We start from the raw sequence: 13,359 nt of genomic DNA on the forward strand, positions 1-13,359 counted from the left end.
TCAGTCAACGGGGGATCGACATTCAACGCTGCGTCACACGCCTTTGCACTCGCCATGTGGTGCGCAACTGGACAGACTCCGCAGATCCTCGTGGTTATTATCGGCAAGTCTTCGACTTTTCTTCCCTCGCAGAACTTCTCAAAGCCCCTCAACTCAGGTATTATCATATAAGCGTTCACAACGTTCCCTGCATCATCTAGGAATATGTCGATCTTACCGTGGCCTTCCAGCCTCGTTATTGGGTCGATGGATATTTGCTTCACTTCTTCATCACCTTCCTGTTAATAATCGAATGCGGCAATGAATACTTGTAAAAAGTGCCAACCGGATCCTTAATCTGATTTATCAATTTCTCAGGATCATAACCTCCTTCTTTCTCCTCTTCAACCCCGAGAATCGATGCTAAAGCGCTTAACATGGCTGCTCCTTGCTCCGGCACATTAGGACAGGGCCCACCGCATCCAGTGCAAGGATAATCAACGTTCAAACACTGCGCACCGCAGCCTGCCCGTGTGGCCGGACCCATGCAGAGTATTCCTTGTTCAAGAAGACACTTTTCTGGATCTGGCGCCTTTTCATACACACGGTAGATTTTTGAAATTTTCTTCTGTTCCTTCTTTCGAGGGCATTCGTCACAGACAGATTTTGATGGTGCCAACACCGCGCCCTTTGGTGGCAATTCACCCTTTGTAATGGCATCAAGAGCGTTAACTATTAGGTCCACTGGTGGGGGGCATCCTGGAAGATAATAATCAACGTCTACGGTTTGATCAAGCGTTTTTACAGTGTCGTAGAATTCAGGTTTATCCAACTCGCCTTCTTTAACTTTAACAGGGCTAGCTGGCACTACCTTATCTGGATTTTTTGTCGATGGAGTTTCGCAGTAGACTCTTTCAAATATCTCTTTACGGTCATGCAAGTTAGCCAGTCCGGGAATACATCCTTCGTGGGCACATGAGCCAAAAGCAACAAGGACCTTAGTTTTTTGCCTAAGTAGCTTCGCCATGTGTTCGTTTTCTGAGTTGCGTATGGCGCCGTTGAATAGGCAGACGTCTATGCTTTTGTCTGGCATGGCTTCAACGTCTTTGTACTTAATGTCCATAGCTACTGGCCAGAACACTATGTCTGCTTTTGCAACAACGTCCAAGATTTTTTCATTAATGTCCAAAACAGCTATCTCGCAGCCGCCACAACTAGCAGCCCAATAAAACGCAAACTTCAGTTTATCCAATTGCATTTCCTCCATTTTTAAGGGGGCTGGGACCAAGTTTTTTAAGTTTTGTTACCATGTCTTTCACCACAGCAGCGAACTTATCGCCTTCTGAGGCTGAAATCCACTCTAGTCTTAGGCGCTCGGGTTCGACGCCGAGTTGAGAAAGCATATTTTCCAAGAGGATAAATCTTTTTTGAGCTTTAAAGTTGCCTGAAAGATAGTGGCAGTCGGAGGGAAGGTGGCAACCAGCCACTAGAACACCATCTGCGCCATCTTTAAAAGCTTCTAGAATGAAAGCAGGGTCAACTCTGCCACTGCACATAACTCTTATTATCCGTATGTTCGGCGGATACTGAATCCTGCTTGTTCCAGCTAGATCAGCTCCCGCATAGGCACACCAATTGCATAGGAAACCGATTATTGTAGGTTCAAACTCGGGCACTTCAGTATTCCCTCATCTTGTAATTCTTGGTGTTCTTCTCCGCGCGCGTGAGTTAGAGGTTTATCAGTCTTATTACAAATAAATAAATCTTCAGCTTCAACGTCCCTGTATTTAATGTCCATAGCCACGGGCAAAAACAAAACATTCATCTTTTCTTTAACCATTTTTCTAACTACTTCTACTTTGAATCTGGATTAAAAGTTCAGAGGGTTTTACTCTGAGTTCATTTAAAGCAAGCTCTTCAGGTGTAAAGCCCATTGCAAGACCCAATAACTGCGGATAATGCAGTACAGGTAGGCTGAATTTTTCGTTAAAGGTTCTCTCAATTCTAGGCTGATTCATGTCAAACATCATGTGACAGAATGGACAAACTGTAACTAGTACTTGGGCCCCTACATTTGTGATGTGATCAAGTTTTTCTTTCGCCATGCGGAAAGGAATTGACTCATTAACGCCTATTATTGGATTTCCGCAGCATTCAGCCTCACTTATATAGTCTAGACATTTTGCGCCGGTTAATTCAATCAATTCTTTGAGAAGTCTTGGATTTTCAGGATCGTCTTTTTCTATAAGCTTTTTAGGACGGCCGATGTGGCATCCGGTATGTTGAGCAACATGGAGGGCAGTCAGCGGTTTTTTGACAGCGTTCTTTATCTTTTCAAAGCCTACATCTTCGGCTAAGGCATAAACAAGATGTTTAACCTCTATTGTTCCTTTGAATTCCATTCCAAACTCGGAAAGGTACTTGTTGATTCTTTCTCTTTCTTCTCTGTCTTCCTTAAGCGTCTTGTTCACCTTGTATAATGTGCCGAAACAGCCGTTGCATAGGGTTAAGATGTCCATGTTTTCTTTTTCTGCAACGCAGAGGTTTCTTGCAGCTAAGGTTAACATTACGTCGTGATTTACGGGGTTCATTGGGAAGCCGCAGCAGTTGTATTCGGGCATTTCAAAGATTTCCACTCCAAGTTCTGTTAGAACTTTTCTTGCTGAGATTTCGTAGCTTGAAAGCCTATAGGGTATAACGCATCCCAAGAACAGTAAAAATCGCGGTTTTTCTTCAGCCATTCTACTCCACCTTCTCAAATGTTTCTACACTTTCAAGAAGTTTTGTGAAGCCAGTCTTCTCGAAGAGTTTTGTTATTTCTTCAGGTTTGGTTTTAGGCAGTAGGGGTAAGCCCATTTGAGCTCTTCTCTTGTGGCGTGACTCGGGGATTATGTACACAAAACCAGTCTTCATCAGGTTGTCCGCTAATGCCTTGTAGACAAGCGGTGTTGAATTTGTGTACTTCACGGATAGATTTCGGAGGACACGCACAACATTAGCAACATCAACGTCTTGGGGACAGCGATCGATACATGTATAGCATGTTGTGCAGAGCCAGAGATCCTTGTCTGAGAGAATTCTGTCTTTTAAGCCAAATTGTACCATACGTGCGATTTTTCTGGGTCTATAAAAGTCGCTGAAACGTGAAACTGGACAGTCTGAAGTGCAGGTGCCACATTGGAAGCATAGCATAATTTTTTCTGCGCCGTGAATCTTAGAAACTTCGTTCTTGAAATTTGGATCGAGTTGCCCAGCCGTAATAACTTGAGCAGTTTGGGACATCAACTCTTACCTCCAGCTTTTACTGGGTTAGGACCAAGCTTCTTAATGTCTTCCACCATTTCTTTTACAACTGTTGCAAATTTTTCGCCTTCAGACGCCGAAATCCACTCTAAACGAAGTCTTTCTGGTTCGATTCCCATCTGCTTTAAAAGTCGTTTAAGCAAAGCTACCCTACGTTGAGCTTTGAAGTTCCCGCTGACGTAGTGGCAGTCGGAGGGCAGATGGCAACCAGCCACTAAAACACCGTCTGCGCCATCTTTAAGAGCCTCTAGAATGAAAGCAGGGTCAACTCTGCCACTGCACATGACGCGAATTATCCGTATATTTGGTGGGTATTGGATTCTGCTGACGCCTGCAAGGTCTGCTCCTGCGTATGCGCACCAGTTGCAGAGGAACCCGATTATTTTTGGTTCGAAAGTTTCTTTCTTGCTCATGCTTTTATTTCCTCCATCAAAGCGGCTTTAACTTGAGACATAATTTCTTCGTTGGTAAAATGTCCTAATGTTATGGCTTTAGTTGGGCATGCTGTTCCGCATACTCCACAACCTTTACACAAGGCTTCAATCACGTGTGCGGTTATTTTCTCGTCTTCTTCTTTCGTTTCTATAGAGTTGTAGGGACAGAGATGCTCGCAAATTCTACAGCCGCTGCACAAATCTTCATCCACATTTGCCACTATCCCCTCCATCTCAAGTGTCTTCTTAGAAAGGATTGTTGCAGCTCTGGCTGCTGCTGCACATGCTTGCGAGATGCTTTCGTCAATAAACTTTGGGGAGTGCGCCATCCCGCACAGGAAAACTCCATCAGTTTGAAAGTCTACAGGTCTAAGTTTCACGTGGGCCTCTAGAAAGAAGCCATCATTTGTTAATGGCACTTTAAGCATCTCTGATAGACGTTTGTTGTCTGGGTTTGGAATCATGGCTGCACTTAAGACAACAATGTCTGGTTCGATTTCAATTTCCCCTTTTATTACGGGCTCCCAGAACAGTACTTTGAGTTTCCCATCCTCGTTCGTTACTCTGGGTTTTCTATCATCATCATAGTTTACGAATAACACACCTTGCGTTGCAGCTTCTCGGTAATAGTCTTCTTTGAAGCCGTAGCTTCTCACATCCTTGTATAATACATAAACGTCTGTTTCAGGGCTTATTTCCTTGATTTTTAAGGCGTTCTTAATCGCTTGTCCGCAGCATATTCTCGAACAGTTGGGTCTTTCTTCAGTTCTAGCGCCTACACATTGAATCATGACAACGTTTTTGGCTTTGAACTCGCCTCTTGCGATTTTCTCCTCCAGCTCGTGTTGCGTCGTGACACCTAGAGCTTCGCCGAATAGGTATTCTGTGGGCTTGTAATCAACTGCGCCTGTGGCAACTATCACTATCCCGTTTTCTATTTCTTTTTCTAAGCCGTTGTGGATTATTTTCGACTTGAAATTGCCGACGAATCCGCTAACATTGGTAACTTCTGCACCCAGATAAACAGTAATTTTATCGTTTTCCATAACTTCCTTCACTAGTTTGTTTAGGTGCTCTTCGGGGTCTTCACCTTCAAGCAGATAATAAATTTCACGTAAATGCCCTCCCAATTCCTTTTCACGTTCCACAAGATGAACTTCAAAACCTTGCCTAGCAAGTTCTAGGGCTGCAGTCATGCCAGAGACTCCGCCGCCGATAACCAAGCCAATGGGTGTCACGTTTATTATCGGCTTTTTCAAAGGTTTCAGTAGTCGCGCTTTTGCAACAATAGAGTGAACTAGTTCTTTGGCTTTTTCCGTTGCCTTTTCCGGTTCGTGCATATGCACCCAGCTACACTGGTCGCGTATATTTGCCATCTCAAACAAGTACGGGTTTAAGCCAGCCTCCCGCGCAGTTTCTTTAAACAATGGCTCATGGGTTCGCGGTGTGCATGAAGCTACAACGACGCGGTTCAGACTAAATTCTTTAATTTTCTCCCTTATGTTCTCCTGTGTATCCTGCGAACAAGTATAGAGGTTCGCCTCTGCATAAACCACATTTGGCAACTTGTTAGCGTACTTCACAACCTCTGGCACGTTCACTATTCCCCCAATGTTTATTCCACAATGACAAACAAAAACGCCTATGCGCGCTTCTTCCTGAGTTACGTCTCTTTCCAGCGGGTATTCCTTTTCAACTATTTCTTTTCCCCTTCCAGCCGCAATTAGGCTCATTGCTTTGGCTGCCGCTCCGCTTGCTTGTGCAACGCTTTCTGGAATGTCCTTGGGGGCAGAGAAGGCTCCGCAGACAAATATGCCGGGTTTCGAAGTTTCCACGGGTGAGAAAACATTTGTTTCGCAGAATTTGTATCTGTTAAGTTTTATTTCTAATGTTTCAGCTAGTTTTTCAGCTTGTTTAAGAGGGTGCATTCCAATGGACAGGACTACCATGTCGAATTCTTCGGTTTTGGGCTCCCCGTTTTCCACGTAGTATAGATAGAGATTGTGCGTGGACGGATCTTCTGTAACGCTTGCGGCTCTTGACCTTACGAACCTTATGCCATGTTCTCCTTTAGCACGGTCATAATAAGCGTCGAATCCCTTTCCGTAGGCTCGTATATCCATGTAAAAAATTGTGCAATTCAGTTTGATGGGTACATGCTCTTTAGCTATTATCGCTTCCTTAATGCCATACATACAACAGGCGGCAGAACAGTAGTTGTTTCCAAGCTTCACATCACGTGAACCTACACATTGAACAAAAGCTATTTTTTGGGGGATTTCGCCATCTGAAGGCCTTAAAACAAGTCCCCCGTATGGCCCTGAAGCGCTCAAAATACGTTCAAATTCCGTGCTTGTAACAACGTTAGGAAATCGCCCATAGCCGTATTCGCTTTTCTTTCTTGCATCGAACGGTTCGAAGCCTGGTGCAAGAATAATTGAGCCTACTTTTAGGGCCGCTTCGCTGTCCTGTTGGTCGTATTCAACTGCTTTTGCCTTGCAGATTTCTTGGCATGTTCCACATCCTACGCATTTTTCACGGTCTATTACGAATTTTAACGGAACTGCCTGTGGATAATCCACGTAAATTGCGCTTCTATTACTTAGCCCTTCGTTGAATACGTCTACGGCTTCCACTGGACATTTTTGTGCGCACAATCCGCATCCATTGCATTTCTCTTCGTTTATGTAACGGCTTCTTTTTCGAACTTTTACTTCGAAGTTCCCAGCTTCACCATTTAAGCCTATGACTTCGCCATTTGTTATCAAAGTCACGTTCGGATGTCTTCCAGTTGCCACAAGTTTAGGCGCCAAAATGCACATTGCACAGTCATTCGTCGGAAACGTCTTGTCAAGCCGCGCCATCACGCCGCCTATGCTTGGCGACTTGTCAATTAGATAAACCTTGAAACCCGAGTCTGCAAGGTCTAGAGCTGATTGGATTCCGCCGACACCTCCTCCAACTACGAGAACAGCTCCAATTTTTTCCTCAACCATTTTATTGAACCTCCAACGCTTTGTAAATCGGAGTTGTTTCTTCTACGCTGTCTAAGGCTATCATTCCCTTCCTGCGCATGTCTACAATATGGCGGAGAACTAGGGCAGGTTTCATATCAATGATTGCTGCAAGTCCTTTAACTGACAGCGGCTTTTGTTTAGTTAGAAGGTGTATTTTGTGTCGAATGAACTCCTCTCTAACGACTTCACCGAGTAAATCATCAAAGTCATCCTGCGAGATTTTCTCTCCATAAACATTCACATCTTCAGTCAACTCCTTTTCCCTTCCCACCAGAACTCTCAAACGAAAATCTGCCGCAGCATTCTTAGCTGCCAAAACATTCAATAGAACCTTTCCATCCAAGTTTTCTCGCGCTAAAGAAGATCGTCCAAGCATTATCATCTGATTTCTAAAATCGTCAACGACTGCTGCGAAGTTTCCAACTTCGGCTGCGTTGGACCATTCTAACCGTAGCCGCTCTGATTCAAGACCAGTTAGCGAAACGAGTTGCCTCACCATGTTGACTTTCTGTTCAGCTTGTAGGTTCCCTTCAATGTAATGGCAATCGGGCGGGTGACAACCAATTACTAAAACGCCGTCTGCACCTTTGGCAAACGCTTCCAGTATGATAACTGGGTCGATTCTTCCAACACACATTACTCGTACGACGTGTATTTTGGGGTAACCCTGTATTCGGCTGGTCCTTGTAATGTTCACCTCTGGAGGCAAACTCCAGTTACATACAAAACCAACGATTTTAGGTCTAAATGTCACGCAGATTCTCCTCCCAACGCGGCTACAACATCAGTGACAATCTGGGCATTCGTAAATCGTTGCATAGCAATTGCTTGTTCAGGGCAACTTGCGCTACACGTGCCGCAGCCTTTGCACAACTCTTCATCGACTTGCGCAATACCCATCTCATTCTTTTTTATAGCTTCGAATGGACAAACTACTGCGCAGACATTACAGCCAGTACATAAACTTTCGTCAACCACCGCTTTGTCAGCTTCACACAGATCCTCACTGCTCAGACATTCAGCGCACGGCCCACATTCTAGGCATCTCTGGGCTTCGAACATGGCGGTTTCTTTAACTTTAGCTAAAAGCTCACTGGCTTCCTCAAAGCTTACTTTATGTCTTCCTACGTCTACGTGTGGAGCCTCGTATCTTTCAGGCTTTTTCATTATTTTATCAAAGTCTTTGACCCACGTCGCCTCTTCAATTTCCTCTTCTCTTCCAATCCTCAAATCTCGACCATTCAAATAGCGGTCAATCGACATTGCTACTCGTTTACCAGCGCTTATAGCCTCGATGATGCTTGCAGGACCAGTGGTTATGTCACCGCCCGCAAAAACGTCTGGGATGCTAGTTTCCAGCGTTAACGAATCAACCAATATTGTGCGCGCACGCTCCCCCAAAAGAATAGGAGACAAACATGAAGTCTCTGCCAGTTGGCCGATTGCCGTAATTACTGTATCCACTTCATATGTGTGCTCAGTCCCTTGGATGGACACGGGGGTTCTTCTGCCGCTTGCGTCGGGCTCTCCCAGTTGCATCCTTAAACATTCTACAGATTTGACTTTGCCTTCTTCCCCAATAATTTGTTTGGGTGCAACTAGAAAATAGAGTTTAACTCCTTCTGCTTCAGCGGCCTCTATTTCGTCAGGAAGCGCAGGCATTTCGTTCCGCGAGCGACGGTAGAGAATCGAAACCTCTTTTGCTCCAAGCCTTAGAGACGTACGAGCAGCATCAACGGCGCTGTTGCCGCCTCCAACGACTGCAACTCTTTCGCCTACATCAACAGTTCTTCTTAGAGACACATCTCTTAGAAACTCAACCGCATAAAAAACACCCTCAAAATCCTCACCCGGTATGTTTAGCTTCCTGCTTAGTTGCGCTCCGATTGCTATGAATATGGCTTTGTACCCTTCTTTTCGTAGAGTGTCAAGCTTTAGGTCCTTGCCGAATTCTACACCTGTCTTGATCTCCATACCCAAGTCTCGGATGTAGGCTATTTCATTTGCCACAACGTATTTTTGTAGACGATGGTCTGGTATGCCGTATCTCATCATGCCACCAGCTTCAGGCATGCGCTCAAAAACCATGACTGGATACCCAAGTTTTGCGAGTTCGTATGCAGCACTCATCCCTGCTGGTCCTGCGCCAATTATCGCCACTTTTTCGCTGTGCGTTTTGGGTATGGGTTCTGGTTTAATTCGCCCTTGCTCACGTTCAATGTCCGCGGCAAGCCTTTTCAAGTAACGAATGCCTACAGGTTTGTCGACGTTTTTTCTTGTACATGCATCTTGACAAGGACTGAAACAGACTCTGCCGCAAATTGCTGGAAAGGGCATACTCTTTCTTATAAGTTCTACCGATTCGTTGAACTTGCCTTGTTGAATTAAGGCAACATATCCTTGAACGTTTACATCAGCCGGGCATGCGGCACGACATGGCGGTAGCCTCCGTTTGTCTTTAAAATCGCAACTAGAGGCCACCATCGTTTTGTACACCTACATTTTTACGTGTGTATGTTGATTTGATGCCCTTGGTTTTGCGCGTGCGAAGTGGCGTAGTTTGATCACCCACGTTTTGTATTGATGTGGTCCCATTAAATCTCTTAACTCTTCTTCCAATGTGATTAAGTTGTAAGTTTTGATTTCTGCTATCCATCCTGCTCCATATGGATCCTCATTGATTGTAGAAGGCTTATCCTTTAGGGCATCGTTGATTTTGATGATTTTGCCACTAACAGGGGGATAGAGTTCGAGCCTAAACATCCATGTTTCAACGACCCCGAAGGGTTTTTCTCTGCTTGCTTCGTATCCGACTGGCTCAGTGTGTATGTTAGTTATTCCTTTTAGGCGTGTTTGGGCGTAGTCAGATAAACCTACTCGTATGTTTCCTTCCGGTGTCACCATTGTCCACATGTGATTGGGGCTGCAAAGCAGGCGTTCGTGGATGATGGGGTAGTCAACATGTTTCTCGGCGGTCTTTTCGTGGTTTTGTTTTAGTTCATTGAGGCGTAGCTGGATGGCTTCAGAAACAAATTCAGAGAGACTTCGATATCGACTTGTTTTAAGCATCCCCTCAACTGCTGTCAAGAGTTCTTGTTTGACGCGTATGGTTTTCCATCTTGTCATATGTTTTTCTCCTAGCCTTTTTTTAGAAGGACGTTTCACTTATTGGAGTTGGCCTTCAAGTTGTGCGCGGGGTCTGGCGACTAGTTTTTGGTATTTTTGTAAACTTAGGAGTCCGTTCATCCATGAACTGACTTCTGCGTCTTCGGGTTGAATCTTTACTATCCATAGAGATGGGTTTGCGTTTAGCATGAATGGGTTTTCAATGACTTTTTTGTTAATTGAGATTATCTTTCCGTTTAATGGGGAGTACAAGTCAAATGTGAACCACCAAGATTCTGCCACGCCGAAGGGTTCATTTTTGGAAACTTTCTCTCCAACTATGTCGGTTCGGATGTTAACTATTTCTTTTAGCTGTGCCTGAAAGTAATCAGTTATTCCGAGTTCGACGTTTCCTTGGGGAGCCATCTGTGCCCAGATGTGTTTTTGCGTGTAGAGTAATTGTGGCTGAGATTGAAGGGGTCTAATAATTCTGTCTCGTTCTAGATACTCTGATACTCTTTGTTTGGCTAGACTTTGTAGTCGATGTTGAATTGCGTCTGAAACGAATTGGGAGAGTCCTTTGTAGTCGCTTTTCTTAACTTCTTTCTCGACTTCTTCAACTAGCTCTTGCTTAACTCTTACCGCTTTCCATTTTGCCATATTTACTTTCCTCCTTCGCTTTTGATCATATGTATAAGCTCTCGGTAATAAATACGTAATGTTTATATTGTAGATCATAGTATTTACTATAAATACCGAGGATGAATCACATGGACGCTAGAAAACTACAAAAGGTCGGCTACTCAACACTATCAGTCTCGCTACCCAGTAGCTGGGTGAAGAAAAACAGCCTAAAACGTGGAGATAACGTATTCTTAATGCCAGAAAAGGACGGCTCTCTTAAATTATTTCCAAGCGAACTTGTTAAATCAAGAGAGGAAGTCGAAGAGTACATCTGCAACGCTGATTTATGTGATGACCCAAAAATGTTGGAACGAGTAATCGTTGGCAGCTACATTCTCGGCCGCGAAGTTTTCTCAATAATATCTTCAGAAAGGATGCGATCTGAACACATTCAAGAGATCAGGGGGATAATGCACAAGCTAATCGGACTAGGAATCGTAGAAGAAACTCCAGATCGCATTACGCTTCAATGTTCTGTTGATCCAAGAAAATTCCATGTGGATATGCTGTTGCGAAGACTTTCGATAATTTCATTGACTATCGTGAAGGAAGCAATACAGGCACTTGTAGACTCTGATGAATCATTGGCAAGAGATGCCATAAGTCGAGAGGATGAAGCGGATATGATGCACTTGCTTGCGATGCGATTGTTGATTTCTGCACAAAGAAGAAGAGAAGTAGCTGAAGAAATAGGATTAATAGACCCTTTACACATCCTATACTTTGGACTGATGCTGAAATATCTTGAGTTAATCGCCGATTATGCCGAAGAAATAGCACGCAGGGTCATTGAACTACTACAAAAATACAAAGATCGATTACCCAAATGGGTGATTGAAAGACTAAGCAACTTAAATGACTTAGCCCACGATTTGGTCTTGAAATCTGTAGACGCTTTCTTTATAGGCGACATCAAGATTGCAAACAGCCTTTTAGAAATACTGACGTTTATTGAGCTTGAAAGAGACAAGTTGATTCGAGAGATTCCTGAACTGCCGCATTTGAGGTCTATACTTTGGGACATCAACAGAATAGCGGATAACGGTGCAGGCATTGCCTTAATAGCCATAAACAATACTCTCGAAAAAAAGACTAAGATATGTTCGAAACGCTGGTCAATAAGCTCCAAATAGGAAAAATGTGAAAAGAAACCCAGTAGGGGAACAAGCCTTTTGGGTATCCTTTTGTTTCGAAATGAACGCTGTTTTTAATGTGTCTTCTATTCAATCACCAGTTTTCAATCATTTCTTGTTTTGTCATTCAGTGCGTGCACACGAAATTCTACGAATTTTGCCAACACAACGCATATATTGTTCTATCATTAAGAGCATCTGAAAACAAAGTGTTGCAGAATGACTAGAAATTTACCAGAGGAAAGTTATCGTTTAGAAGGAATTGCCTTCGGACTGGCAGACGGTTTAATCATGTGCCTAGGTTTGATAATAGGGGTTGCTGAGGCTACTTCTCAAACGCATTTGGTGATAATTACGGGAATTATCGGAGGCTTTTCCAACGCATTTGGAAATTCTATAGGATTCTTCATGTCTCAATCGGCGGAAAGGGCTTTACAAATTCGTGAAACAACAGACCACGGAGCAAACACAAGAATACACTCGAAAAGAGAAGTATTCACAAACAGCCTTTTCGCATTTATCTCAACAATCGCCGCCACGATACTTCTACTATCTCCATTCATATTCCTATCTATGAACAATGCATCAATCCTAACATTCATAATCGGAACAATAATGGCATTTTTTCTAGGAAGCTACATAGGCAAAATAAGCCGTGAAAACCCCTACAAAATAGGGATAAAATATGCTTTACTCGCCGTTTTAGGAGCCATAATCTCTCATCTCATAGCGGATTGCATCCAATTCTTAATCTAAAAGGATTGTGTTACAGCATTTATTTTCACTGCCAATCATTTGCCTCATTGATCGTAAGAAAGCTGTCGGGCGTGTGTTGGAAGTTAATACAGTAAACGAAGGAAGTTGGAGTCCTCCTAAATGGATGTATCGAAATAGACGACTCCCTAATGATGACGCTTATTTTGAAAACATGACTAGAGTTGTTTTCCTAGTGGGCGCAAATTGGAAAACGGTTGGCGAACCGTGGTCTGACTTTAAGAAAGCGTTCAATAATTTTTCCGTAGATGCCGTTGCAAAATTCAACAAAGAAGATTCAACGACTTATGGCTGATGCAAAGATAGCGAGGAAACGAGCAAGAATAGTTGCAACAATTAACAACGCAAAATAATTTCAAAACATAAGAAAAACATATGAGTCCTTCCACTAATACCTTAACAGCCTCGATAGATCAAACAATTATATTCAATCATAAATGAAGTTGGGAAGACATTTGATCAAATGGATCCTCCCTCAGCACGCTTATTTCTTTATAGTGTCGGAGAAAAGATAAAAGCGGATCCTCTGTGTTGTTGATAAGCCAATTCTCGGCTTCTACAGTTCACAAAACATTATGACAATCAAATATCGCTTAGAATGGTTCAAAGAGCTAGGTGTTAACTTTCTGATTATATTCTTTTGTGAAGAGATAAATGTGTGAAAAATAATACAGCCAAAATCATTTTCTCATCAACCCGATGTTTGTTAAATAAACTATATATTTAGCGTGTGACAGTTTTTATGCTCTTAAAGTAACAGCTTGTAGATTGGTGAAATCATGGAAAACGAAAAACTAAAGATCGCGTTTTATTGGGCTGCTAGTTGTGGCGGCTGCGAGATAGCTGTTTTGGACATTAATGAAAAAATCTTGGACGTTGTTGCAAAAGCAGACATAGTGTTCTGGCCAGTAGCTATGGACATTAAGTACA

General features: G+C 43.3%; 16 protein-coding genes. 4 read left to right on the forward strand and 12 right to left on the reverse strand.

Features of this window, described 5'->3' with window-relative positions:
* From OEX01_08095 to OEX01_08150, 12 genes are all read right to left on the reverse strand, one after another.
* Positions 1-263: nickel-dependent hydrogenase large subunit (locus OEX01_08095; protein ID MDH5448941.1), on the reverse strand; the 263-nt coding region annotated here is incomplete at its 3' end.
* Positions 260-1,231 (reverse strand): oxidoreductase, encoded by a 972-nt coding sequence (locus OEX01_08100; GenBank protein MDH5448942.1) that lies wholly within the window; start codon positions 1,229-1,231, stop codon positions 260-262. The genes OEX01_08095 and OEX01_08100, both read right to left, overlap by 4 nt.
* Positions 1,224-1,655 carry a hydrogenase iron-sulfur subunit gene (locus OEX01_08105; protein MDH5448943.1) on the reverse strand — a complete coding sequence of 144 codons (432 nt, stop codon included), beginning with the start codon at positions 1,653-1,655 and terminating at the stop codon, positions 1,224-1,226. The genes OEX01_08100 and OEX01_08105 overlap by 8 nt, the downstream gene beginning before the upstream one ends.
* Positions 1,631-1,819, reverse strand: a complete 189-nt coding sequence (locus OEX01_08110) for a hypothetical protein (protein MDH5448944.1) — start codon at positions 1,817-1,819, stop codon at positions 1,631-1,633. Before OEX01_08110 ends, OEX01_08105 begins: the two co-directional genes overlap by 25 nt.
* Positions 1,820-1,823: 4 nt before the next feature.
* Positions 1,824-2,720: a CoB--CoM heterodisulfide reductase iron-sulfur subunit B family protein gene (locus OEX01_08115; GenBank protein MDH5448945.1), complete on the reverse strand. Its 897-nt coding sequence runs from the start codon at positions 2,718-2,720 to the stop codon at positions 1,824-1,826.
* A 1-nt stretch (position 2,721) separates the two neighbouring features.
* Positions 2,722-3,261: a 4Fe-4S dicluster domain-containing protein gene (locus OEX01_08120; protein ID MDH5448946.1), complete on the reverse strand. Its 540-nt coding sequence runs from the start codon at positions 3,259-3,261 to the stop codon at positions 2,722-2,724.
* Entirely contained in the window at positions 3,261-3,695 is a 435-nt protein-coding gene (locus tag OEX01_08125; GenBank protein MDH5448947.1) for a hydrogenase iron-sulfur subunit, read from the reverse strand. The genes OEX01_08120 and OEX01_08125 overlap by 1 nt, the downstream gene beginning before the upstream one ends.
* Entirely contained in the window at positions 3,692-6,712 is a 3,021-nt protein-coding gene (locus tag OEX01_08130) for a CoB--CoM heterodisulfide reductase iron-sulfur subunit A family protein (GenBank protein ID MDH5448948.1), read from the reverse strand. Before OEX01_08130 ends, OEX01_08125 begins: the two co-directional genes overlap by 4 nt.
* A 1-nt stretch (position 6,713) precedes the next feature.
* Entirely contained in the window at positions 6,714-7,487 is a 774-nt protein-coding gene (locus OEX01_08135; protein MDH5448949.1) for a hydrogenase iron-sulfur subunit, read from the reverse strand.
* The gene (locus tag OEX01_08140) at positions 7,484-9,217 is read right to left on the reverse strand and encodes an FAD-dependent oxidoreductase (GenBank protein ID MDH5448950.1); all 1,734 of its coding nucleotides are present in this window, start codon (positions 9,215-9,217) and stop codon (positions 7,484-7,486) included. The genes OEX01_08135 and OEX01_08140 overlap by 4 nt, the downstream gene beginning before the upstream one ends.
* A 12-nt stretch (positions 9,218-9,229) precedes the next feature.
* Positions 9,230-9,646, reverse strand: coding sequence for a glycine cleavage system protein H (locus OEX01_08145; protein MDH5448951.1), 417 nt, complete (start codon positions 9,644-9,646; stop codon positions 9,230-9,232).
* Positions 9,647-9,898: 252 nt separating this feature from the next.
* On the reverse strand, positions 9,899-10,498 hold the full coding sequence (locus OEX01_08150; GenBank protein MDH5448952.1) for a hypothetical protein: 600 nt from the start codon (positions 10,496-10,498) through the stop codon (positions 9,899-9,901).
* 110 nt (positions 10,499-10,608) lie between these two features.
* Between OEX01_08150 and OEX01_08155 the strand changes: the two genes are divergently transcribed.
* The 4 genes from OEX01_08155 to OEX01_08170 all read left to right on the forward strand — a co-directional run.
* Entirely contained in the window at positions 10,609-11,655 is a 1,047-nt protein-coding gene (locus tag OEX01_08155) for a phosphate uptake regulator PhoU (GenBank protein ID MDH5448953.1), read from the forward strand.
* 219 nt (positions 11,656-11,874) lie between these two features.
* The gene (locus OEX01_08160) at positions 11,875-12,411 is read left to right on the forward strand and encodes a VIT1/CCC1 transporter family protein (GenBank protein MDH5448954.1); all 537 of its coding nucleotides are present in this window, start codon (positions 11,875-11,877) and stop codon (positions 12,409-12,411) included.
* Positions 12,412-12,484: 73 nt separating this feature from the next.
* Complete coding sequence (locus tag OEX01_08165) at positions 12,485-12,724, forward strand: DNA-3-methyladenine glycosylase I (GenBank protein ID MDH5448955.1); 240 nt, start codon at positions 12,485-12,487, stop codon at positions 12,722-12,724.
* Between the two features lie 484 nt (positions 12,725-13,208).
* Positions 13,209-13,359: oxidoreductase (locus OEX01_08170; GenBank protein MDH5448956.1), on the forward strand; the 151-nt coding region annotated here is incomplete at its 3' end.

The sequence above is a fragment of the Candidatus Bathyarchaeota archaeon genome, from assembly GCA_029882535.1.
Lineage (GTDB): Archaea > Thermoproteota > Bathyarchaeia > Bathyarchaeales > SOJC01 > JAOUKM01.

What these genes read in the sequence shown, in the direction of transcription:
- OEX01_08110 (MDH5448944.1), bottom strand. Translation starts at nt 1,819, where the DNA reads ATGGTTAAAGAAAAGATGAATGTTTTGTTTTTGCCCGTGGCTATGGAC.
- OEX01_08115 (MDH5448945.1), bottom strand. Translation starts at nt 2,720, where the DNA reads ATGGCTGAAGAAAAACCGCGATTTTTACTGTTCTTGGGATGCGTTATA.
- OEX01_08120 (MDH5448946.1), bottom strand. Translation starts at nt 3,261, where the DNA reads ATGTCCCAAACTGCTCAAGTTATTACGGCTGGGCAACTCGATCCAAAT.
- OEX01_08125 (MDH5448947.1), bottom strand. Translation starts at nt 3,695, where the DNA reads ATGAGCAAGAAAGAAACTTTCGAACCAAAAATAATCGGGTTCCTCTGC.
- OEX01_08130 (MDH5448948.1), bottom strand. Translation starts at nt 6,712, where the DNA reads ATGGTTGAGGAAAAAATTGGAGCTGTTCTCGTAGTTGGAGGAGGTGTC.
- OEX01_08140 (MDH5448950.1), bottom strand. Translation starts at nt 9,217, where the DNA reads ATGGTGGCCTCTAGTTGCGATTTTAAAGACAAACGGAGGCTACCGCCA.
- OEX01_08145 (MDH5448951.1), bottom strand. Translation starts at nt 9,646, where the DNA reads ATGTGGACAATGGTGACACCGGAAGGAAACATACGAGTAGGTTTATCT.
- OEX01_08150 (MDH5448952.1), bottom strand. Translation starts at nt 10,498, where the DNA reads ATGGCAAAATGGAAAGCGGTAAGAGTTAAGCAAGAGCTAGTTGAAGAA.
- OEX01_08155 (MDH5448953.1), top strand. Translation starts at nt 10,609, where the DNA reads ATGGACGCTAGAAAACTACAAAAGGTCGGCTACTCAACACTATCAGTC.
- OEX01_08160 (MDH5448954.1), top strand. Translation starts at nt 11,875, where the DNA reads ATGACTAGAAATTTACCAGAGGAAAGTTATCGTTTAGAAGGAATTGCC.